The following is a 22,215-nucleotide window of genomic DNA, read 5'->3' as shown; positions in this document are numbered from 1 at the left end:
TATATCAAGACAGCCTCAGTGTGATTATTGTTTAGGCTTAAAACTTATCATCTTTGCTAATTAGATAGCTAAAAGTAAGGTAGTTAGGTTTAGCTCCATCGTTATAAAAATCGGTAACTTGAAATTTAGCATATTCTCCTTTTGCAGTTTTAATTATGTAAACATACTTTGTAGGAGCATACACACTTGGCCATTTTCCTATATTGTTAGGTGAAAGAGAAACATAACCTGTCTTTGTTTCAAAATCTCCAGATACAATTGGGGAAAAAGTACCTTCTTTTTTTGTTAGATTAGGATAAGATCCATAAGACATTGTACCATTTACATCTTGTGTGTAACCTTCAGTAGGAGCAGAAGTGACAGTGTCAAAGTTGTTAGAGTCAGTTTTTACGGCTCCTCCTTTTCCTTTACCTGATACACCACCATTAGTTTTGATATAATGAGCAAAAAAAGCTATATCCCAATCTAAGCTATTTTCAGGATCTTGAATAGTTATAACTCCTTTTTTAAAAGAAAAGTATACCCAATTATCTTTGTTGAAAGTGTACAAGTTCTTCACTTGTGTTCCTTTTGAGATTTTTTTCTCTTCTTTGCTATCATTGTCCTTACTGCAAGAAGCAAAAGTAAGAGCTATAGCTAAAACTGATACTAATAATCTAACTTTCATAATCTTTATTATTTACTTTGAGTATCACTCAATTGATATTTAAGTTTAGGATAATTAGCTGCTTTTTTGCTGTTTACTTCCTTATAAAAATCAGTTACTTGCACTTTAGCGTATTTACCATCAGCTGTTTTGATAATGTATACCCATTCATTAGGAGCGTAAACGTCTCCCCATTTTTTTATATTGCTAGGACTGATGTTTATAGTACCTGTAGTAGAACCAAAGCCTCCTGTAAGTACTGGTGAAACGTTTACTTTAGTAGAGCTGTTTCTACCAGTAAAAGTTACTTCTTTGTCTTTTTCAAAACCTACCACTACAGTTTCTTTTACAGCATCAAAATCTTTTGATTCTGTTTTAAGAGCTTCTCCTTTTCCTTTACCATTCACACCACCATTGAGCTTTACATAATAACCTTTGAAAGCTATATCCCAAGTAGTATCAGTTTCTGGAGTGGTAACGCTTACTACAGCTCCTGTTGCCAATGAAAAGTATTGCCAATCGGCAGTGGCATCTAATTGTACTTCTCCAACTGCTTTGGTAAAAGTAAGGTTTACTTTTTCTACTGGAGCTTGTGAGGTAAGAGTATCATATTTAAAAGTAAGATAACCTAATTCACCCTTAGCGTTAGTATACTCAGTAATTTGCAATTTTACATACTTTCCTTTTACTGTTTTTACTACATATACATATTTGGTAAGTGTAATATGAGGAGTATTGCTTCCTGGTGTAGGAGGATTATAGTTATAGAAGCCTTTAGGGTCAGGGCTTTGTACTGTACCTGTAATGGCAGGATTAACTGAGATAGTTGTAGTAGTGGGAGTTGTTTGTCCTGGTTGTGGACGCCCATAAGAAGTTACTAATATGTCTTTCTCATATCCTATGCCAGGGTATTGAGTAACAGTATTAAAGACTTTACTTCCTGTATTGGCTACTTCCACGCCTCCAATACCTGAAGTACCACCATTAGTTTTTACGTTATAACGATTGAAAGCGATATCCCAATTATCACTTGTGCGAGGATTGGTTACCTCTACTTGTTTCCCTTCTGAAAAAGAAAAATACACCCACTCTGTTTGTGAAGAAACATTTAATTCTTTAACTTCTTTAGCAGTAGAAGGTATAGGGGTCGGATTGTCGTCTTTACTACAAGAAGTAGTAAGCACCGTCATTCCTGCGATAAGCGCAGGAGCTAAAAATTTTAATCTCATAATATTGTTTGTATTTTGATTTGACGGTGCAAAGATACTACTTATTTAGAATTATACAAAACAATATGGTATTTTATTTTGAAAAGTTCAATATAAGCAAACTTTTCCTCAATAAAAATTTATCAATATTCTCTTTTTGTGAGTGTGTAATTGGCAGAAGGAGTGATAGTATAATCTAAAAAAACATCAGTAGCATTTCTCAAAGCATAAAAGTTATTTTCAGGAGGGAAGTAGGAGAGTCCTATTTTGAGTGTATTGCCTCTGCATTCACTCAAAAAACGGTCGTAATAGCCACCGCCATAGCCTATCCGATTGCCATATTTGTCATAGGCAAGAAGAGGAACGAATACTACATCTATGGTTTCGGGAGTTATAATAACACCTTGTTTAGGTTCAGGAATACCCCAAGCGTTATTAATGAGCTGAGTATCTTTGGTGAAAAGAATAGAGGACAGCGTGCGAGTATTGCTATCCATTTTCGGGACTACTATTTGCTTATTCTTATCGCGCAGTATGTCCAATATATAATTTGTGTTTATTTCGGCTAATCGTTCTATGGGGAGAAATATATGGTAAGTGTGATACTCCCATAAAGAATCAGGAAAAAGAAGTAACCTTTCAGCTATTTGTTGGCTGAGGAGGTCTCGCTCCTCAGCTGATAGGGCATTGCGTTTTTGCTTATAGAGTGTCCTGAGTTCTTTTTTTGTCATACTACAATAAGAGTTTGTTCAGTTCGCTACTATCGCCATTGAAAATATTAAAATCTATTTTGACTTTTGCTCCTGCAGTAATACCATTTTCAGTGAATTGCCATAACTGCCAAGAAAAAACAGAGGTGGGGACTGACACATTATTATAATTGGCTATCCATAATGGGTATTGCTTGAAAGTGGGATACAAATAATCTTCGTAAAAACTGATGTAAGTATAGATAATAGGTTTGCGTTTGTAGTGTTTTTCAACAATATCCAACCACGTTTGTACATCTTTAATAAACTGTTCTTTGGATTTCTTTTTAGGCAATTGTTCTATATCTAAAATGGGTAAGAAATCTCCTTTTTCCAACCGAGCATTCTTCAGGTAGGAGTTTGCTTGTAGCTTAGGGTCTTCGTCTGGACGATAGTAATGGTAAGCTCCTCTGATAAGTTGGTGTTTTTTAGCTTCTGAAAAAAAGTGTGCAAAGTTCTTATCGGTTCCATCGTTCCCCATTGTTGCTCTAAAAATGGCAAATTGGATAGGGTATTTTGTAGTTTTATTTCGGATGTAGAGGCTATCCCATTCTATTTCTTCGCGTTCTTGATAGTGCGAAAGGTCGATGCCGAAGACTTTATCGTAGTAGAGGCTTACGATATGTTCAATACGATTGCTTTCGTAAGTAGAGTTTATTTTACGAGCTGTAATTTTGTTTAGTATTTTTTGGTAAATAGCAGGATAATAAGTTCTGATATAGAAAACGCTACCTACTCCCAACAACAAAATGCATAGGAGGCTTACAGTAAAAAAGTTCCCAAATAGAGATTTCTTTTTTGCAGATATACGAGACTTACTTCTTTGTAGCTTTTTCTTTTTCATTTTGCAAATATACATTAAAAATCTGAATTACGTATAAATCTTTAAAAATATTAATTAGCGAATTAGCCGATTAGCAGATGTGAGAATTAGCAAATGATGAGTAGGGATAAAAATAGTTATTTGATTGGTCGGAGGGGGTGGAACTTTCGGAAGAAAACGAAAACATCATAAGCAGACTGAGGGTAATTTTGAAGAGAAAAGGCTTTGAGGAGGGAGAAAGCCTTGTTTAATGATTAATGGTTAATGGTTAATTTGGGAGAAGCTTATAGAAAGCTTATAAGAAAGACGAACAAAAGACGGTGCGAGCCGCACGGGCAGATAGAGAAAGGACGAACAAAAGACGAACAAAAGACGAACAATGAACGAAGAAATAGTGCTCTCAAAGTGAAGGTAAAGTGGAGCTAATGAAATGCTGTTTTGAGCGTTTTGCCTAATAAAAGTGAGGCTTAGGGGAAGAATGGGTCGATAGTTTTGGTAACTAAACTATTTTCTATTAGGAATTGGTTTTCAGGTGAAGCCAACTCTTTGTTTTTAATATCACATATCAAATCGTCGGATTGGGCGATGAGGGCGTATAGATAATCGGTGATAGAATGGACTAAGCAGGTGATAGGCAGTTGGGCAAGAGCGCGCAAGCTACGGAGCATTGCAATGATTTCAAAACCATTATGAGCACTATCCACTAAAATACGCAGTTTGTCGTTAGGAGTAAGAATGTGGATAAAAGTTTCCCTAATGGTGTTTTCTAAAAGAAGAGATGCAGGTATATAGAGGTATTGAGCTTCTTTTAGCGATAAGGCTTGGGGCAAAGTATCAATAGCAGTTATCACTAATGATTTGCAAGATGCTTTGCTTTGTGTAAAATTCTCGATGTTCTGATAAAGTATTTCAGTGGGTTCGTTAGGCGAAATGCTTTCTTCTTCCGTAGCCACGATGCGCAAAGAGGGCATTCCTTCTAAATACCCCATTGCGCGATACCCGCGTTCATAAGGCGGCAAACCAGCCATAGTTTCATTGTTTTTGCTCATACATTTCTTGTTTTATTCTTTTTTCAAAGGGTTCCCAGAGGCGTTTGGGTGTTAATGAGTCAGCGGTGTGATTTTTGGTAAAAGGATAGAAATTCCATTCTTTACGTGGATAAACTTCAACGGTACTATTTTCAGGAAAGAAAGTAGTACACTGTGTATTAAAAAACTGTTGTTCTTGCGATGCCTTAGTTCTTATTTGTTTTTGCAGACTGTGGTTTTTTAGCATAACCGACAATCCTCCTTGTTTATGAACTTGCTGGTATAGCACAAGAGCTTTCTTGTACATTTCGTAGCTGATAGCCTCAATTGCATACATTCCGTTGAGCAGTGTTGCGTTGCGGGTAGCAGTGAGTTGCTGAATGGTAGCTACATTTGCTTTTTCGGTATTTACGCTGTTCTTCTTAAAGAAAAGGGAATTTTTAGGCAATAAATAATCAGCACCTCCTAATACAGCAGCTTCGTAAGCTAACTGTACATAGTTTTGGTTATGCGACGATTTCAGAAGAGATAAGCCTCTATGAGATACTTCGGCTATCAAATGAAAGGGTAGGGTAGGGTAGAGCTCGCTAAATAAGCGACGAAAAGCACGCAGTTTGGCAATCTCTAACAGAAAGCTACCTCCAACTGCTATTTTTACAAAAGCAGTGGTTACTTTTGAAGTAGTCAGTATTTCCTGCATTTGGGCTACTCCGAAAGCGATTTGTTGCACCATTGAAGCTCCTGTGTTTTGGTAGGTTGAGGTATCTACAGTGAGGGCATTGGTGAACAAGTAGTGTAAATCAGTAGGTAACCATTGTTGTACTTCGTCTTGAATAAGCTCAGTGTGCAGGTTGAGCAAAAAAAAGTGAACTGATTGGCTTTGCCAAAAAGCAATGCGTTTGAGGGTCTGTTCTTTATCGGATACAAAAAGAGGAACAGCTACTTGTGTTTGGATATCAACTGCATAAGGGCTTTTTACGTTCTCGGAAGTGTAAAAAGGTAAGATAGGAACGTCCTCTGCTGAAGTGTATATAAGCGACTCGTAGTCCCTTCCTTTCAGCAGGTATTGCAGTTGTTGTTTCCATTGTTTAGCAGTGTTCTCCATTCTTTGCTTTTTAGTGAAAGAAGTCTCCGTTACGGGAGAGAAATTGAATAAAAATTCTTTAAAAATTAAAACAAAATAATGTTTTTGTAATTATGTAGGTTTAACTTTGCCAAAATTCTAAACTTTGGCAAAGTATATAGGATAACCAGATTTTATCCTTTAGCTTTTTCGGTAGGGCGCAACACCATACGATACGACTGGTCTTTGCTGATATAATAACCTATCCAGTTGTACAAAGCTTTTAGTTTGTTGCGGAAGTTTACCAGTGACATTATGTGTATAAATGCCCAAATAGCCCACGCTACGAAGCCTTTGAGGAAAATGTGTTTAGGCAAATCGGCGACGGCTTGGTTACGACCAATGATTGCCATAGAGCCTTTATCGACATAACTGAAAGGAGTAGGGTTTACGAAATCTTTATTGAAGTTTTTTCCTAAGTTATTGGCTTGTTGTATGGCTACTTGTGCGAGCTGAGGGTGCCCTTGAGGGAAGTGAGGGTCGGCGGTCATAATAGACGAATCGCCGATTGCATAGATGTTCTCGAAGCCTTCCATTTTGTTATAAGCATCGGTTTTCATACGTCGTCCACGACCCAAGTATTGCTTGTCGTCAATACCTTTGAAGGTTTTAGCTGAAATCCCCGCTGCCCATATTAGGTTACGAGCATCAAGTATGGTACCGTCCGAAAGGTATACTTCGTCATTCAGAAAATCGGTTACCTGTACTCCTAATTTGAGTTTTACACCTTTTTTAAGCAAGATTTTTTCGGTATATGCTTGGGCTTTTTTACTCATAGGAGCAAGTACGGTATTTTGTCCGTCGATGAGATAAATATCACCTAAATCGTCATAAGTAAGCTCAGGGTAATCCTTGCGCATAATGTTCTGTTTCATTTCAGCAAAGATGCCTGATAACTCTACCCCAGTAGGACCTGCTCCTGCAATAGCAAAAGAGAGTAACTTACGGCGCAATTCTTTATCCTCAGTACGGGTAGCGCGCTCCAAACGGGTGTATACTAAGTTGCGGAGCATAAGGGCATCACCTACGGTTTTCATAGGCATTGCTTTTTCTTCTACATTTTTATTGCCAAAGAAGTTTGATTCAGCTCCCGTAGCCATTACCAATACATCATAATGCAGTTCTCCATTGCTCAATATGAGTTTGTTTTCCGATGGAATTACCTCTTGTAAGGTTGCCATTCTAAAACGTGCATTTTTATACTTGCGAAATAGACGACGGAATGGGTAGGAGATAGATGAAGGCTCCATAAAGCCCGCAGCCAACTGATATAGTAGGGGTGGAAAGAAATTGTAGTTATTCATATCCACCAAGGTAATTTTATATTTGCCAGAGCGGTTTAGTTCTTTTACTAATTCCAAGCCAGCAAAGCCACCGCCCACAATTACGATATGCTTTTTGTTTTCCATAATGATTATTTTAATTAGCTAATTAACAAATTTGTCGATCAGCCAATAATAGAGTGTAATTATAGTGTTTTATTTTCTTTTTCAGTGTTTTCTTCTTCTTCGTCCTTAGGGAATATCTCAATCTTAGGTTCTTTGATAGTTTCTTTGTTTGACAGACTGCGTTCTAAGAAAAGCAATAGACTTGGCAAGAGTAGTAAGTTCGTCATCATTGCGAAAAGCAAAGTAGCTGATATGAGTCCACCGAGTGCTTTGGTACCTCCGAAGCTGGAGAGCAAGAACACTGAGAAACCACAGAGTAACACGATAGAAGTATAGAACATACTTACTCCTGTTTCGCGTAAAGCTGCATATACCGATTTGCTTATCTTCCAATTACGCGCTACTAACTCTAAGCGATATTTAGCCAAGAAGTGAATAGTATCGTCTACCGAAATACCAAAGGCAATACTGAACACAAGTATAGTGGAAGGCTTGAGCGGAATGCCAAAATAGCCCATCAGTCCTGCGGTGATGAGTAGCGGTAAGAGGTTAGGAATGAGTGAGACAACTATCATCTTGAACGAACGGAACATATACGCCATAATGAGCGCAATGAGCAAAATAGCCAAGGCTAATGACCAAATGAGGTTGGTAGCTAAATAATTAGTACCTTTGGTAAACAAATAGGCTTTACCGGTAATCTTCACTTCATACCTATTACTTGGGAAAAGCTTTTGAGCTTTGGTGTAAATATTGTCCTCGATTTGTTGCATCTTCTCAGTACCAATATCCTTCATAAAAGTAGTGATGCGTGCCGTTTGCCCCAATGAATCTACATAAGCGGAGAGCATATTGGCATTACCTTTAGAGTTTTTGACGTATGAAAGGATAAAGTTTTGCTCTTGGGTAGTGGGTAGGCTATAGTATTTAGGGTTGCCATTGTAATAGGCTTGTTTAGCGTATTTCACCAAGTTTACCAACGAAAGCGGTTTGGATATTTCGGGGATTTCCTCGATATGAGTGCAGAGTTCGTCAATACGTTTGAGATTCACTAACCGAGTAACACCGTTCTTCTGCTTCGTATTAATAGTGATTTCCAAAGGCATAATTCCGCCATAATTCTTCTCGAAGAAAGTGATATCGTCAAAAAAATCAGCTGACTTAGGCATATCTTCGATGAGACTACCCGAAATCTTTATTTTGTAAATACCAATAATACTGAGGATAAGCAGAGCAATAGCCGTAGTGAATACTGCAATACGGTGATGCTTTACTGTATTCTCAATGAACTTGATAAGTCCACCTATCCAGTTGCGATGCAAATGCCTTAGGTGTTTTTCCTGAGGTATGTGCATATAACTGTAAATAATTGGGATTAGCAATAGAGAAATGAAGAAGATAGATACTACATTGATAGAAGCAATAACCCCAAACTGTTTGAGCAAAGAACTTTCGGTAAAAATAAAGGTAGCAAAACCAATAGCCGTAGTGAGATTGGTGAGCAGGGTTACATTGCCTACATTGCGGATTACCCTAATAAGCGACTTGGCTTGGTTGCCGTGTTTACTAATTTCTTGTTGGTATTTATTGATGAGGAATACACAGTTCGGGATACCAATTACAATGACCAAAGGCGGAATAAGTCCTGTGAGAATGGTGATTTCGTAACCGAAAAGCCCTAAAAAGCCAAATACCCACATTACTGCAATCGATACCACGCCCATAGAGATAAACATCGCCCTGAATGAACGGAAAAAGAAAAAGAAGATGGCTGAAGTAGAGAGTAAGGCAGCCAAGATGAATAACCCTATCTCGTCCATTATATTTTGAGCACTGAGGGTACGAATATAAGGCATACCCGAAGTGTGCACTTTGAGTCCGGTTTGCGCTTCGAACTTCTCGACTATGGGAATAAAATCGTTGAGGATAAAATCCTTGCGGGCTTGTGTATTGACAATCTTTTTGTTCATATACACGGCTGTTTGCAAGGTATTTGTTTTCTTGTTGTAGATGAGACCTTCGTAGAAAGGCAGTTTCTCGGAAAGTACTTTTTTGAGACTATCAGCTTCAGTTTGGTTTTTTACTTTTCCTTCGATAAACTTATGAGTAACAAAGCACTGCTGGGCAGTGTCTTTCACTAAGATAGGCAAATTGTCAATAGAGATAACAGCGTCTATCTGTTTGAACTTTTTTAGTTCGTTACTAAGGGCAATCCATTTGTTGAGTACCTCAGGTGTATAGATTTTTTTGTCGTCTAACGCCATTAATATCAAGTTACCTTCTTCGCCGAACTTATCGAGGAAGTGCTTGTACTCCATATTCACAGGGTGATCGTCGGGGAGCATATTTGCTTCGGTGAAGGTAAAGTGAACGTTCTTCCACTGTGTAGCTAAGCCCCCAGTGATAGCAGCTATGAGTAGTAAAAAAGCAATTCGGTTGCGCAATATTAAGCCCGCAATGGTACCCCAGAAGCTGGCTTTTATCCATCTAAACATCTTGATATCTCTTTATTTTCTGAGGGTGCAAAAGTACAAAATAATATACAATTACAAAAATAAATATCAATGATTAATGGTTAGCGGTTAATGATTAATAATGATTTTATGAATTGACAGAGAGTTTGACGTAAGAGATAGATGGCGTAACTTAATTAGCAAATGAGGAAATGTGGAAATGTGGAAATGTGGAAATGAGGAAATGTGGAAATGAGGAAATGTGGAAATGAGGAAATGTGGGAATTAGTTGGAGAATATCGGAGGGGCTTGGACTTCGGAGGGAAACGAAAAATATCAGAAGTGGGCTGAGAGAGATTTTGAAGAGAAAAGGCTATTAGGAGGGTGGGGTTAGCTTATAGAGAGCTTATAGGAAGCTTATACGAATCTTGGACGATTGGTATAGAAAGGGTATATAAACAATTGATTAATAATATAATACAACAAGGCTAAAAATGTTAAAAAAGAGGTTTCGAGACGAAAGAAAGAGAAAGGGCGGTAGAGCTTAGGTCATAGGCAATAGGGGGGAGTGTGACGGAAAATTAAAAGAAACCTCCCCCTAGCCCCCTCGGAGAGGGGGAATGTGGAGACGGAAAAAGGAAGAAATGACGAGTGACAAATGAGGAATGACAAAGGGTAATGAGATAAATATTCTTATAATATTAGCTCATTTCAATAAATTGTTGTACTTTTGCACCCTAAAAACAACAACTTAAAGAGAATTCTGCAAATAAATATGAAAAATAAAATCTTTACTTTTGTATTTTCTTTATTAATCATCACGACAACTCTCACTGCCCAAGAACTGCTACCGCTTCCTTTGCGTCAGAAAGAGGAGCTCAAAGCGCGTTCGTGGGTGCGCGAAACGCCTTTTGAGCAAGTAACAGTAAAAGAGATAGGCAATCGCATCAGTGCGCTGAGTGTAAACCCTAAAAATAGCAGTGAGTTTATAGTTGCTCCAGAAAACGGAGGCGTATGGCTTACCCAAAATGGCGGGGAAACCTATCAAGTACTATGCTCAACCCTCCCTACACAAAGTATCACAGCACTGGCGGTAGATTGGCAATCGGGGACTTTGGCGGTTGCGACCCCTTATGGCGTTTTTATCTCTACCGATAAAGGCAAAACAACTGACTTTAAGGGATTGGGAGGAATGCAACGCATTAGTAGTTTGTATATCAACCCTACTAACCCCCAAGAACTTGTGGCAGGAGTATTGGGTAACCCTTATAAAGCCGATGAAAAACGCGGTATCTTCAAAACTACTGATGGCGGAAAAACGTGGCAACAAAAACTATTTGTAAGCACTCGTGCGGGTATTACGCAAATTACTGCTTCGCCCGATGGGGCAATGCTTTTGGCTGTATCGTGGGAAGTGAATAACAGTCAGTGGGACAGTGCTCCTTATGGCAGTAATAGTGCTATTTACAAGAGCGCTGATAAAGGCAATACGTGGACGAAAATCACGGTGAACAACGGATTTCTTAAAGGGAATAACATTGGCAAAATAGGGGTGAGTTGCTTTAACAGTCAGACTTATTATGCGATAGTAGATAATCGCAACGCCAAAAAGAAAGAGAATATTAACACTGTACAGAAAGTAGTGCGCATTCATCTCTCCGCTCAAGATTTTGATGTGATGAGCAAAGCTGATTTCCTCGCGTTAGATAACAACCGTTTAAATGTGTTTTTGCACAATATAGGTCAGGACGAGAAATATACAGCTCAGAATCTCAAAGATATGATAGCTGCAGAGGTAACCTCTCCTGCTAAACTACTGAGTTATTTGGGTGTAAGTACTCAAGAGGTTATAGGTGCGGAAGTGTACGTAACCGAAGATGGGGGTAATTCTTGGCAAAAGACGAATATTCAACCTCTGAATGATGTGTATTACCAAAGCGGAGAGCGTTTTGGGGGCATCGGCGTAGACCTTAGTAATAAAAAACACTTATTTATAGGAGGATATCCTTTATTGGAATCTACCGATGGAGGCAGGACGTGGAAAAACAAACAACCGATTTCGTTGAACAACAGCTATGAACAACTTTACTTACAACAGGGTACTCTATTTTGTACAACTCGCAGTGGATTACAGGTCTCTTACGACAATGGAAAAAGTTTTGCTTTTAAGAATGTGCCACAAGCAATGGCTTTTACCCAGCTGAGTTACGACAAAGCTAACAAAACGCCTTACTATGTGAGTGACCAAGTGGTATTGGCACAGAATAACAGTCATTGGAATACGTTCAGAAAAGCTATTCATTCGCTATCATTTGGCAATGATAGCTATGCCGCAGAACCTTATGGCAAGTTTTTTACTTTTTTGCCTGATAGAGACCAGCTTTTCCCATTAGGAAGTGCTTATTACGGTGAAAACAAGGAACCGTTGCGTTTTGGCAAGAATGCACCGCTACTTATTTCGCCACAAAACAAAGATATTATTTACATAGGAAGTGACAAATTGCACATTTCTATGGACAAAGGTCGGAATTGGCGGACTATTTCGGACGATGTAACCAATGGTAACAAGCAGGGTAACAAGGCATATGGTACAATTTCTGCTATAGCTGAATCGCCTTTTATGTTTGGTTTGCTTTATACGGGTAGTGACGATGGTATGATTTACACCAGCGACAACGGAGGGGTATCGTGGAAACAGATATACAACGCTTTCCCTCGTCCGCTAAAAGTGAACAACCTCATTGCCTCTAAACACCAGCGTAACCGGGTATTGGCAACCCTTATTAGTACTGATGATTCCAATATCGACCCTATTATTTTTATGAGTAATGACAATGGCAAGAGTTGGACAGATATCCATTCTAACCTGCCCGATAGTAAAGTAAATGTACTCAAAGAAGACTCTAAAAACAGTCAGATTCTTTATGCAGGAACTGATAATGGGGTGTATATTTCGTTTAACTTAGGTGAAAGTTGGCAACCATTCAGCAAAGGATTGCCCGAAACAGGTGTTTACGATATTTATATAGACGAAACAAATGGCGAAATGACAGTTGCGACATTGGGACGAGGTATTTTTCGCACCTCGGTGAAGATGATGCAAGAGCTAAGAGTAGCGATTACCTCGCAAGATTTTTATCCACTTGAAACGCCTATTACGCTTCCTTATTCTGCGAATTGGGGAAATGCCAATAACGAATGGGAAGAACCTGTGAAGCCTAATGTGTATTTCTATGCTTTTGCTTCAAAGGAAAATTTATCAATACCTATAAGAGTGATGAAAGGACGTGTTACCTTGCAAACATTTACTTATAAGACAAATGTTGGGTTTAATTATATACCTTATGACTTTACGATGTCTTATGCGGGTAAGACAGCCTATGAGAAGAGTCTTCAAAAGATATTTTTACCTATTGCTACTGATGGTAAAGTATATCTACCCAAAGGACGCTACACTATTATATTTACGCTTCCTGACGGCTTTGAAGAAGAAAGAACACTTGATATATATTAGAAGGAAAGAATTTTATAAGGGGTTTAACAAAAAAGCACAGACGACTTGAGTTTATCAAGAAATCTGTGCTTTGCTTATATAAGAATATGCCATTAAAAAGCTTCTATTCTGTAACTATAGCTATAAGGCTGATACAGATACAGTAGGTATTGTTCCATAGGTAAGTTGCCCCAGCTGTTATCACCTCCCAAACCTAATTGTTGCAAGTCGATGTCTAAATGAGTATACTTATCAGGGGTGAGTTCACCTGTGTGTGTTTGTCCTTTTTCTATACCAGGGAATAACTGTGCAGAACTATAAGGCAGGGCATTTATATTTAGTAGAGAACCTGTACTATAAATGGCAATGTTTACTCCTTTTTTCTTACTGAGCTTTGCCCAACGTACATCAGTTTTATTACCATTCTCTTGCGGACGCACATAAGGGTAATACTGGCTAGCAATAGTGCCTTCGTACAAGCCTACCATAGCCGATGTTTTCCTATCCCAATAACTTTCCCAAGGACCTCTACCATACCACTGAATGCGCTGAAAAGGCAGAAGTGTAAGATGATTGCCTATCTTAAAAGTAAGCGTTTTGTCGTTCTTTAGAGGTTTGAAGTGATTGCTCACCGTTACGGAAGGCTTGCCATCAAAAAGCAACTCTTGAGTATAATCAATTGTACCTTCTACCAATCGTTTGCGTAGGGTTATCTTCACTTGACCAGAGTTTAGTTTCTCTACCGATATACGGACACTATCAGCTTTTTTATCTGCCTCTTGAAGCTGTTGCAGTTTTTTAGGTAAACCTGCCCCAAAGTCGTTATCAGTGCCAGCCCGCCATAAATTTACCTCTAAGCCTTCGGGAGCAAAGAGTTCTTCATTCTTCACTTGAAACGATACCCATTTGCCTGTTTGTTTATCTATTTTAGCTGTATAATGCTTATTATGCAATAGAATGTGACTGGCTGTTTCTTCTACCTCTAAAAGTGTTGTATCAGCAATAGCTTTTTGAGGAGTGTAGGAGGTGAGGGGAAACTCGGCAAAAGCAAGTTCTGTACCTTTCTTTAAAATGCCTTCGTCTTGTTTGAGACGGGCGGTACATTGCAAGATATATTCTGCTTTATCGTCTGTTTTAAGAGGAGGTAGTAAAAAAGTAGCCTCGCTTTGTGGTAATATTATTAAGTTGGTAATATTACCACTTTGAACAGGCACACCTTCTTTGAACAGTTGCCAATGTATTTCGTAGTTTGATAAATCTTTAAAGAAATGTTTATTGCGCAATATCAGTTGGTTATTTTGATATTGAAAGCCTATTTCTTGTTGCACTTTGCGTACTTCATAGGCGTGAGGATGCCAACTTCTGTCGGAAGCTATTACTCCATTGATAAGAAAATTATTATCGCTGGGAGTATTTTTATCACCGTAATCACCCCCGTAGGTTACTAATTTCTTGCCATTAGGTAAGGTCTTATAAAGCCCTTGATCGATGAAATCCCAAATAAAACCACCTTGTAGTTTAGGATAATGCTCATACACGTCCCAATATTCTTGAAAGTTACCTACACTGTTACCCATTGCGTGAGCGTATTCACATTGCAAGAAGGGTTTAGTATGATTGCTGAGTGCATAGTCGATAAGGAAAGGAATACGACGGTACATACGCGACTCGATATCGGTATTCCAATCGTAGTGAGCTAATTCATAGTGAATAGGGCGTGAGGAGTCTAAGCCTTTTATGTGTTGATAGCCTTTGTAGAAGTTCCAACCGTTACCAGACTCGTTGCCCATACTCCAAAACAGAACCGATGGGTGGTTTTTATCGCGTTTTACCATACGTTCCATACGTAGCAAATGAGCATATTCCCACACGGGGTCATTGCCGATAGTCCTATCCATTTCATAATGCATACCGTGGCTTTCTATATTAGCCTCGTCCATTACGTAAAGCCCATATTTATTGCAAAGGTCATAGAAATAAGGGTCGTTAGGGTAATGAGAAGTGCGTACAGCATTAAAGTTGAGGGCTTTCATCTGCTTTACATCGTTCTCCATCTGTTCTTGACTCACTACTTGTCCCGTATACGGGTTGGTTTCGTGGCGGTTTACCCCTTTGAAGAGTACGCGTTTGCCGTTTACCAAAATGTTAGCACCTTCTATCTCAATCGTTCTAAAGCCTATAGGACGACTTACTACTTCTTTCACCTTTCCCTCAGCATCGTACAGCACCATTTGTAAACGGTACAGATAAGGCGTTTCGGCACTCCACGCTCTCACTTGTGGCAATTGTGCTTCGAATTGCAATTCGGTTTTACCGAAGACTTTTTTGAGTCCAGTAGTTTCTTTTTGCTCTTGGTAGAGCAGTTGTTCTTTGTCGAACAGACTTACTTCCACTTGGTATTTAGAGGCATCGCTTGGAGTTTCGTTCCATACTTCTACCGAAGTGGTGAGTTTGCCATTGGTGTAGTTTTTATCTAAACCAGCGCTGATGCTAAGGTCGTATAAATGCACTTTAGGTCGCATATAGAGGTAGCAATCACGAAAAATCCCGGAAAAGCGCCACATATCTTGGCATTCGAGATAGCTTGCGTCCGTCCATCGACGCACTTCCATTGCAATAAGGTTTTTGCCCTTAGTGATATAAGGTGTAATGTCAAATTCAGAAGCCAACTTGCTGTCTTTACCCATACCCACAAACTTACCGTTTATATACAGTTTAAATGCCGATTTCACTGCTCCTAAATGTAGGTATACCTTTTCTCCTTGCCAAGAAGAGGGCAAATCAAAAGTTTTGCGATACAGACCAGCATTTTGTTGGAGACTATCAGGAATATCGGGAGGAGTAGGGTTCTTTTGATTGAATTCGTAAGAAGCGTTCACGTAAATTGGAATGCCATATCCCTGTACTTCCCAATTAGAAGGTACAAGAATTTTCTTCCACTGACTTTCGTTAAAATTGGTTTTGTAGAAGTCTTTTGGCAACTGATGATAGTCTTCCTTCCAGAGAAATGACCACAAGCCATTGAGATTTAAGAAACGTGCTGATTGCTCTATGGTACCATTTTTTGCTTTAGCTATATTCTCAAACGGAAAGTAGGAAGCACGCATTGGCATTCGATTGATTTCTTGCAGTGCTGGATTTTCAAAAATGGAATCCAAGTGTTGCGCATAAGAGACTATAGTTAGAAAAAATGATATAATAATGTATAGGTAGTTTTTCATACAAATAATATGTTACAAATTTTGGCAAAGTTGAATCCTTATAAAATTCATTTCACAGGAAACTCTTTATTGAAAAATACCTTTTCAGCCAAATCGTCTTGCTTGTCTCGAATTTCTTTTAAAAGTAAAGCTTCTAACTGTTTAGTAATTTTCAGATATTCTTTTTTGCCATAGACGTTGTTGAGTTCTTTAGGATCGGTTTTGAGGTCAAATAGCTCCCAAGTATTCATGCGTTTGTAGTAACGAATGAGTTTATAACGATCAGTGCGAACACCAAAATGAGGTGATACTGCGTGCTCCCCGTTTTCGTAGTAGTGATAGAATATCTGATTGCGTATAGGTTTGGCTTTTTTAGCAAACAACGGTAAGAACGATTTGCCTTGTATGTCAGCAGGGATAGGCAAGCCGGCCAATTCTAAGAAAGTAGGCGCCAAGTCAATGTTCAGCACAAAATCATCGTTGGTTGTGCCTTTAGGAAAAAGTTTAGGGTAAGAGACAATCATTGGGGTACGGAAAGATTCTTCGTACATCCAACGTTTGTCAAACCAACCGTGCTCGCCCATATAAAAACCTTGGTCGGACATATAGATAATCATAGTATTGTCTTTCAATTTGTGCTTTTCTAAGTAATCGAGCATACGCTGAATGTTCTTATCCATCGATCTTACGGTAGATAGATAATCACGCATATAACGTTGGAACTTCCATTGGGCTAATTCTTTGCCACTGAGATTGGCGTTGAAATACTGTTGACGTATAGGGTTATAAAAATCGTTGTAATGTGCTAATTGAATAGCGGTCATACGAGAGAAGTTTGCATCTTGCACTTCTTCTTTTTCATCTTTGAACATCTTCAAATCGTAACCCATTATCATATCCTTACCAATGGACATTTCTTGCAAACTTGCGGGCTTGCGAGTTGCATAATCGTCAAAGAAAGTATCGGGCAATGGGAAGTTTACCTGTTCATAAGCTCCTAATTCAGGTAAATCGGGCATCCAAGTACGATGCACCGCTTTATGCCCCACAACCAAGCAGAAAGGTTTATTAGGGTCACGACGATCGAGCCATTTTTCGGCTTCATCTTCAATGATATTGCTTACGTAACCTTGCTCGTTTACACGTTTTTTACCTTCAATGATAAAGTCGGGGTTAAAATAACGACCTTGGTCTACTAAGATTTTAAAGAAGTCAAAGCCCTTGGGGTCATCACCTAAGTGGTATTTTCCCACCCAAGCGGTTTGGTAGCCTCCTTGTTGCAAGAGATTCACAAACTGTTGTTGTGAAGAATTATAGTGTGATGTCTCATTGTCCATAAAGCCATTCTTATGGCTATACTTACCCGTGAGGATACAAGCCCTACTAGGACCACAAATAGAGTTGGTTACAAAAGCTTTGTTGAACCTTACACCCTCATTAGCAAGTTTATCAATTGCAGGAGTTGCATCGGTAGTCCCATTGTTATAAGCCCCAATCGTTTGATATGAATGGTCGTCTGAAACAATAAGTATAATGTTAGGTTTGCTTTGTGCAAAAACTGTTGTGGCATATAAAAGCCCAAAGAAGAATACGAATTTTTTCATAAATGAATTGGTGTTAAAATGAACCACAAAAGTACAGCAATTTTTTTTAAGTACCAAATTAATTAAGAAAAAATATTTAATTATGACTATTTTATAAAAAGAAGTTAGCAATAGCATCCTAAATATAAAAAAAGCTCCCTAATTTCTTAGAGAGCCTTTTTCACAATGCATATAAATACTACTACTAACTCCAAAAATGAAGAAAATTTTTCAGTTTTAGAATCTCTATTACTGTTCTCAGTAATAAAGTTTTTTTACATAAGATTTTGTTTTAAGTTTGATAGTTTTAATGAAAATGTTTTTTCTAATTCTTGTTTTAACAATGTTTCTTTTAGCAATCTTCTGTTTACTATATTGAAAACTCTGTGCCAAAAAAATATTCCTTTACATTATATTTTGTAAATTACTGATTATAAGGAAGTATATTTTGATAATAAAAAAGTAATTACTTTTTGTAACCTTCTTTTAATTTGTGTAATTATACGTTTGTGATGTGTATTTACACACTATTATAGTGCTACACTTTTACCTTAGTTAAAAACTCTTGTGTATTAGGTCCTTCGTGGAAAAGCAAATCTAAAATAGATAAGTTAGGAATAAAACCATATTTATCTGAGAATATTTGGTGGTAAGAGGGTATTGTTACAGGGTATTTTTTTTTAGCACTACTCAAAAAACGATAGTCTTTCACTCCTTGTGGCTCGGCTTCATACGTTTTTGTCTTATCAAAGTTAATATGTACTAACAAACAGGCTAAAACGGTCTCAATTGTGTCGATATTTACATCGAGTAGGTAAGTATATTGCTTTTCAAAAATACGCACCAAATCGTCTTCATAATACTCAAAATAAGGAGATGTGCGATAGGCTGTCTCTAAACTTTTCCAGTGCAGACGTTGCCATAGGAAATTATTCTCTACTTTCACATCTTTGAACAACTGTCGTCCGGTATCACCTCCTACGTGCTTAATAGGTAAGTTTAAGGATTGTTTGCCATTGGCACCGTAAATATATGTGCGATTGCGCAAGGTTTGTTTCTGATAGTTATCAGAGACTTCTAAAACGCAAGGTTTGTTCAACATCAAGTGAAATTGAGCAATAGAAGGAAAATAAGTAGGGTGTAATAATACTTGTTCTACCATATTATTCTTTTACTTTTTTCTTTTTAACCAAACTATATACCAGCCACAAACCAAGTAACCCAAATACAATATATCGGTAGGACACAGGTTCACCTTCACCATTTACAGTAGTGAACAAACGTTGCCAACGTATTTTCTTAAATCCTGAGGCATTCTTGTCTAAACTCATCCAAATGAGTACGGGTTTACCAAGTACGTGATCTTCAGGTACAAAACCCCAAAAACGACTGTCTTCAGAATTGTGACGGTTATCTCCCATCATCCAGTAGTAATCTTGTTGGAAGGTATAAGAGGAAGCTTTCTGCCCATTGATGTAAATATCATCACCTTTTGTTTCTAATTTATTGTGTTCATATTCACTAATAATGCGTTTATACAAAGGCAAATTCTCTTTAGTAAGTGTTACGTTTTTTCCTTTAGCAGGAATGGTAATAGGTCCGTAATTATCCTCATTCCAAGCAAAAGTAGGACTGTGAGGGAAGATTGCAGGATTGTAGACCCCAGCCTTATTTACATTGCGAGTAACTGACACAATACTTGTATTAGCTTCCAAAGCCTTAGCTACATCATCTGTAAGGGAAGTAAAGATATAAGTGTCGTTGTTGATGGGATAAGCGGGATCGGTAACACCGTACTGTTGGTACATCAATACTCTAAACTCATCGGGATGAGTGAATAAATTGGGTTGTGTAACTACTATATAAGAAGTTTGTAACTTGGCACGTATAGGATAGATTTCCTTTTTGCCGTTTATCCATACATCGCCGTTTTTGATTTCTAATACATCGTTAGGGATAGCTACTGTGCGTTTTACATAGTTAGATTTCTTATCTATGGGTTTATCTACGTGAATACCCGAATTGTCTCGGAAGTACCTTACTGTATCGGTAGGCCAGTTGAATACCGTAATATCATTCCGCTGTACTTTCTGCAAAGCAGGTAAACGCAAATAAGGTAACTGAGGCGTTTTGATATATGATCTTGTGCCTATTATAGGAATTGAATCGTGTACCATAGGCAATGATAGTGGAGTCATAGGTACACGCACTCCGTAGTGAAACTTACTTACAAAAAGAAAATCGCCTACCAAGAGGGTTTTTTCTAAAGAAGAAGTAGGTATCATATAAGGCTGTATAAAGTAGGTGTGAATAGCCGAAGCTGCTACTACTGCAAAGATAGTAGCACTCACCCAAGAGGAAACATTCTTTTTGATGGCTTCTACATCTTTACCTACGTAGTGTGTAGAAGGTAAATAGGTTATGTAGGCAGCAAAAAGTCCCAAAGTAATTATTGATAGCAGGGTGTAACGCTTCTTGCGATAGTTAAATACGTGTAACCATTCGTAAGTCATCACAATTACCATAATATTACCTATTACAGGCAAATACAGCAGGAATACCCACCACCAAGGGCGAGAGATGATACGTAAGAAAATAACGGTATTGTAGAAGGGAACAAAGGCTTGCCAAGCTTTGTAACCTGCTTTTTCATATCCTTTCCAAAAGAATAGCCCATTGATGAGCTGTGCAATGATTAAAATATATAAATATATCATAATGATGAATGATTAACGTTTAAAGGTTCATTACTTTTTGTTCTCTTAACTGTTTTAAGAATGTTGCCACACCATCTTTGGAGTGGTGAAGCGTTATGTATTTGGCTACAGCTTTTACTTCGTCGCGAGCATTAGCAACTGCTACGCCACAACCTACGCCTTTGAGCATCTCCAAATCGTTATAGTTATCGCCAAAAGCTATTGCTTCGCTCAAAGGTAAATGATATATCTCGTTTGATACTATTTTCACTCCTGTGAGTTTAGAAATACTGATATCTGATAGTTCTATATAAGTTTCTCTCCCGCGATAGATTTGCATTACCTCTGTATATTTCTCGTTTAGTAGCTTGAACATTCGCTCTATAAGAGTTTCTTCTCCCATTAACATTAGCTTGTGAGCACCGTGTCCTGCTTGCTTCCACTCAGATAGTACTTCGCGATTGGGTTGCACGGTAGGAGTTACTTTGGTAATTGTTTCTTCACGTTGTGCCCATTCATCGTTAGTGGGTACATACCACTCGTCGTTATAATAAAAACTGATGTGTATCTGAGCATTGAACTCTTGTTCGTTGAGGGCGACTACTTCTTCGAGAATAGGGTAGGGGATAGTAGTAGAGTGTAGCACCTTTTCGCCATTGAGCACTAATCCGCCATTATAAGCGATAAGTGGTAAGCCTGCGATGCCTAAGTCTTTTTGTATGTGATACATTTGCTCAGGCATACGTGAAGATACTAAAATGAAAGGTATTTTGTCTTTCAGTTGTTTTACTTCGTGAATGGTGTTCTGCGTAAGGGTTCGCGAACCACTTAATAGAGTGCCATCGATATCAGAAAAGATAATTTTATACATTCTTTTAGTTAAGAGTCCTATGTTAAAAATTATGAGTTATTAGAGTGCAAAGATAATGCCTTTTTTTAAGATAAGTAGTTTTTTGATTAAAAAATACGCTTAATGAAGGTTGAGTACATCGTTCATCGTAAATACTCCTTGCTTACCTACAATCCATTCGGCTGCCATAACGGCACCGAGAGCAAAGCCTTTGCGATTGTGAGCGGTATGCTTGATTTCTATGGTGTCTACCTCACTGGTATAGGTGATGATATGAGTGCCTGGGACGCTATCTATGCGCTTGGCTACGATAGGGATTTCGTTCTCGGTAGCTGTGTTTAAATGCCAACCTGTTTTATCAGTTTCAGCGATAATACTTTCTGCCAAAGTAATCGCAGTACCGCTGGGGGCATCGAGCTTTTGAGTGTGGTGAATTTCTTCGATAGCTACCTCATAGTCTTTGAGTTTAGCCATCAGTTTGGCTAAGGTTTTGTTCAGTGCGAAGAATACATTTACCCCTATACTGAAATTAGAGGCGTAGAGAAAAGCGGTTTGGTGCTTTTGGCACAAAGCTACTGCCTCGTTGTATTGGGCTAACCAACCGGTAGTACCTGCAATCACGGGTACTTTGTGTGTGAGACAGTTGCTAATATTAGCAAAGGCACTGCTGGGGGTGCTGAATTCTATAGCCACATCGGCTATTGTAATGTCGTAAGAAGTTTCGGCATTATCTATTTTTAACACGATTTCGTGTCCGTGAGCGATGGCTATTTGTTCAATGGTTTTACCCATTTTGCCATATCCGAGTAAAGCTATTTTCATAATTGACTATTATAAATTAAATATTTTATTTCTTCTGTTAAAACACGCAAAGTCGTAGCACGACAAGCGGATAAAAAATGAACGAACGAGTAACGAATGACGAGAGACGAACAAAAGACGAACAAAAGACGAACAAAAGACGAACAAAAGACG

At 38.3% G+C, this 22,215-nt stretch carries 15 protein-coding genes; 1 reads left to right on the top strand and 14 read right to left on the bottom strand.

Features of this window, described 5'->3' with window-relative positions; all coding sequences use genetic code 11:
• Window positions 1-37 precede the first annotated feature (37 nt).
• The 8 genes from HMPREF1528_RS03965 to HMPREF1528_RS03930 all read right to left on the bottom strand — a co-directional run bounded on the left by HMPREF1528_RS03965 (window position 38) and on the right by HMPREF1528_RS03930 (window position 9,460).
• Entirely contained in the window at window positions 38-667 is a 630-nt protein-coding gene (locus HMPREF1528_RS03965) for an HmuY family protein (protein WP_016478732.1), read from the bottom strand.
• A gap of 8 nt (window positions 668-675) precedes the next feature.
• Window positions 676-1,875: an HmuY family protein gene (locus HMPREF1528_RS03960; protein WP_016478731.1), complete on the bottom strand. Its 1,200-nt coding sequence runs from the start codon at window positions 1,873-1,875 to the stop codon at window positions 676-678.
• 122 nt (window positions 1,876-1,997) lie between these two features.
• The gene (locus HMPREF1528_RS03955; RefSeq protein WP_016478730.1) at window positions 1,998-2,585 is read right to left on the bottom strand and encodes a 5-formyltetrahydrofolate cyclo-ligase; all 588 of its coding nucleotides are present in this window, start codon (window positions 2,583-2,585) and stop codon (window positions 1,998-2,000) included.
• Between the two features lies 1 nt (window position 2,586).
• Window positions 2,587-3,447, bottom strand: a complete 861-nt coding sequence (locus tag HMPREF1528_RS03950; protein ID WP_034567843.1) for a glycoside hydrolase family 25 protein — start codon at window positions 3,445-3,447, stop codon at window positions 2,587-2,589.
• 446 nt (window positions 3,448-3,893) lie between these two features.
• Window positions 3,894-4,475: a hypothetical protein gene (locus HMPREF1528_RS03945; protein WP_016478728.1), complete on the bottom strand. Its 582-nt coding sequence runs from the start codon at window positions 4,473-4,475 to the stop codon at window positions 3,894-3,896.
• Window positions 4,459-5,559, bottom strand: a complete 1,101-nt coding sequence (locus HMPREF1528_RS03940; RefSeq protein ID WP_016478727.1) for a methylmalonyl-CoA mutase family protein — start codon at window positions 5,557-5,559, stop codon at window positions 4,459-4,461. The genes HMPREF1528_RS03945 and HMPREF1528_RS03940 overlap by 17 nt, the downstream gene beginning before the upstream one ends.
• A gap of 152 nt (window positions 5,560-5,711) precedes the next feature.
• Entirely contained in the window at window positions 5,712-6,986 is a 1,275-nt protein-coding gene (locus HMPREF1528_RS03935; RefSeq protein ID WP_016478726.1) for an NAD(P)/FAD-dependent oxidoreductase, read from the bottom strand.
• Window positions 6,987-7,045: 59 nt separating this feature from the next.
• On the bottom strand, window positions 7,046-9,460 hold the full coding sequence (locus HMPREF1528_RS03930; RefSeq protein WP_016478725.1) for an efflux RND transporter permease subunit: 2,415 nt from the start codon (window positions 9,458-9,460) through the stop codon (window positions 7,046-7,048).
• A 733-nt stretch (window positions 9,461-10,193) separates the two neighbouring features.
• Between HMPREF1528_RS03930 and HMPREF1528_RS03925 the strand changes: the two genes are divergently transcribed.
• On the top strand, window positions 10,194-12,932 hold the full coding sequence (locus HMPREF1528_RS03925) for a VPS10 domain-containing protein (protein ID WP_034567875.1): 2,739 nt from the start codon (window positions 10,194-10,196) through the stop codon (window positions 12,930-12,932).
• Window positions 12,933-13,024: 92 nt separating this feature from the next.
• Here the strand turns inward: HMPREF1528_RS03925 and HMPREF1528_RS03920 are convergent, their stop codons facing one another.
• The 6 genes from HMPREF1528_RS03920 to dapB form a co-directional block, all read right to left on the bottom strand.
• Window positions 13,025-16,132: a glycoside hydrolase family 2 TIM barrel-domain containing protein gene (locus HMPREF1528_RS03920; RefSeq protein WP_016478723.1), complete on the bottom strand. Its 3,108-nt coding sequence runs from the start codon at window positions 16,130-16,132 to the stop codon at window positions 13,025-13,027.
• Window positions 16,133-16,179: 47 nt separating this feature from the next.
• Window positions 16,180-17,715 (bottom strand): sulfatase, encoded by a 1,536-nt coding sequence (locus tag HMPREF1528_RS03915; protein WP_034567842.1) that lies wholly within the window; start codon window positions 17,713-17,715, stop codon window positions 16,180-16,182.
• Between the two features lie 517 nt (window positions 17,716-18,232).
• Complete coding sequence (locus tag HMPREF1528_RS03910; RefSeq protein WP_016478721.1) at window positions 18,233-18,856, bottom strand: WbqC family protein; 624 nt, start codon at window positions 18,854-18,856, stop codon at window positions 18,233-18,235.
• Window position 18,857: 1 nt separating this feature from the next.
• Entirely contained in the window at window positions 18,858-20,411 is a 1,554-nt protein-coding gene (lepB, locus tag HMPREF1528_RS03905; protein WP_016478720.1) for a signal peptidase I, read from the bottom strand.
• A gap of 19 nt (window positions 20,412-20,430) precedes the next feature.
• Entirely contained in the window at window positions 20,431-21,261 is an 831-nt protein-coding gene (locus tag HMPREF1528_RS03900; protein ID WP_016478719.1) for a Cof-type HAD-IIB family hydrolase, read from the bottom strand.
• A 99-nt stretch (window positions 21,262-21,360) separates the two neighbouring features.
• Window positions 21,361-22,062: a 4-hydroxy-tetrahydrodipicolinate reductase gene (dapB, locus tag HMPREF1528_RS03895; protein WP_015782851.1), complete on the bottom strand. Its 702-nt coding sequence runs from the start codon at window positions 22,060-22,062 to the stop codon at window positions 21,361-21,363.
• Window positions 22,063-22,215 lie beyond the last annotated feature (153 nt).

This window comes from Capnocytophaga sp. oral taxon 336 str. F0502, assembly GCF_000411575.1.
Lineage (GTDB): Bacteria > Bacteroidota > Bacteroidia > Flavobacteriales > Flavobacteriaceae > Capnocytophaga > Capnocytophaga ochracea.
This window is presented reverse-complemented; position numbering and strand designations above follow the sequence as displayed.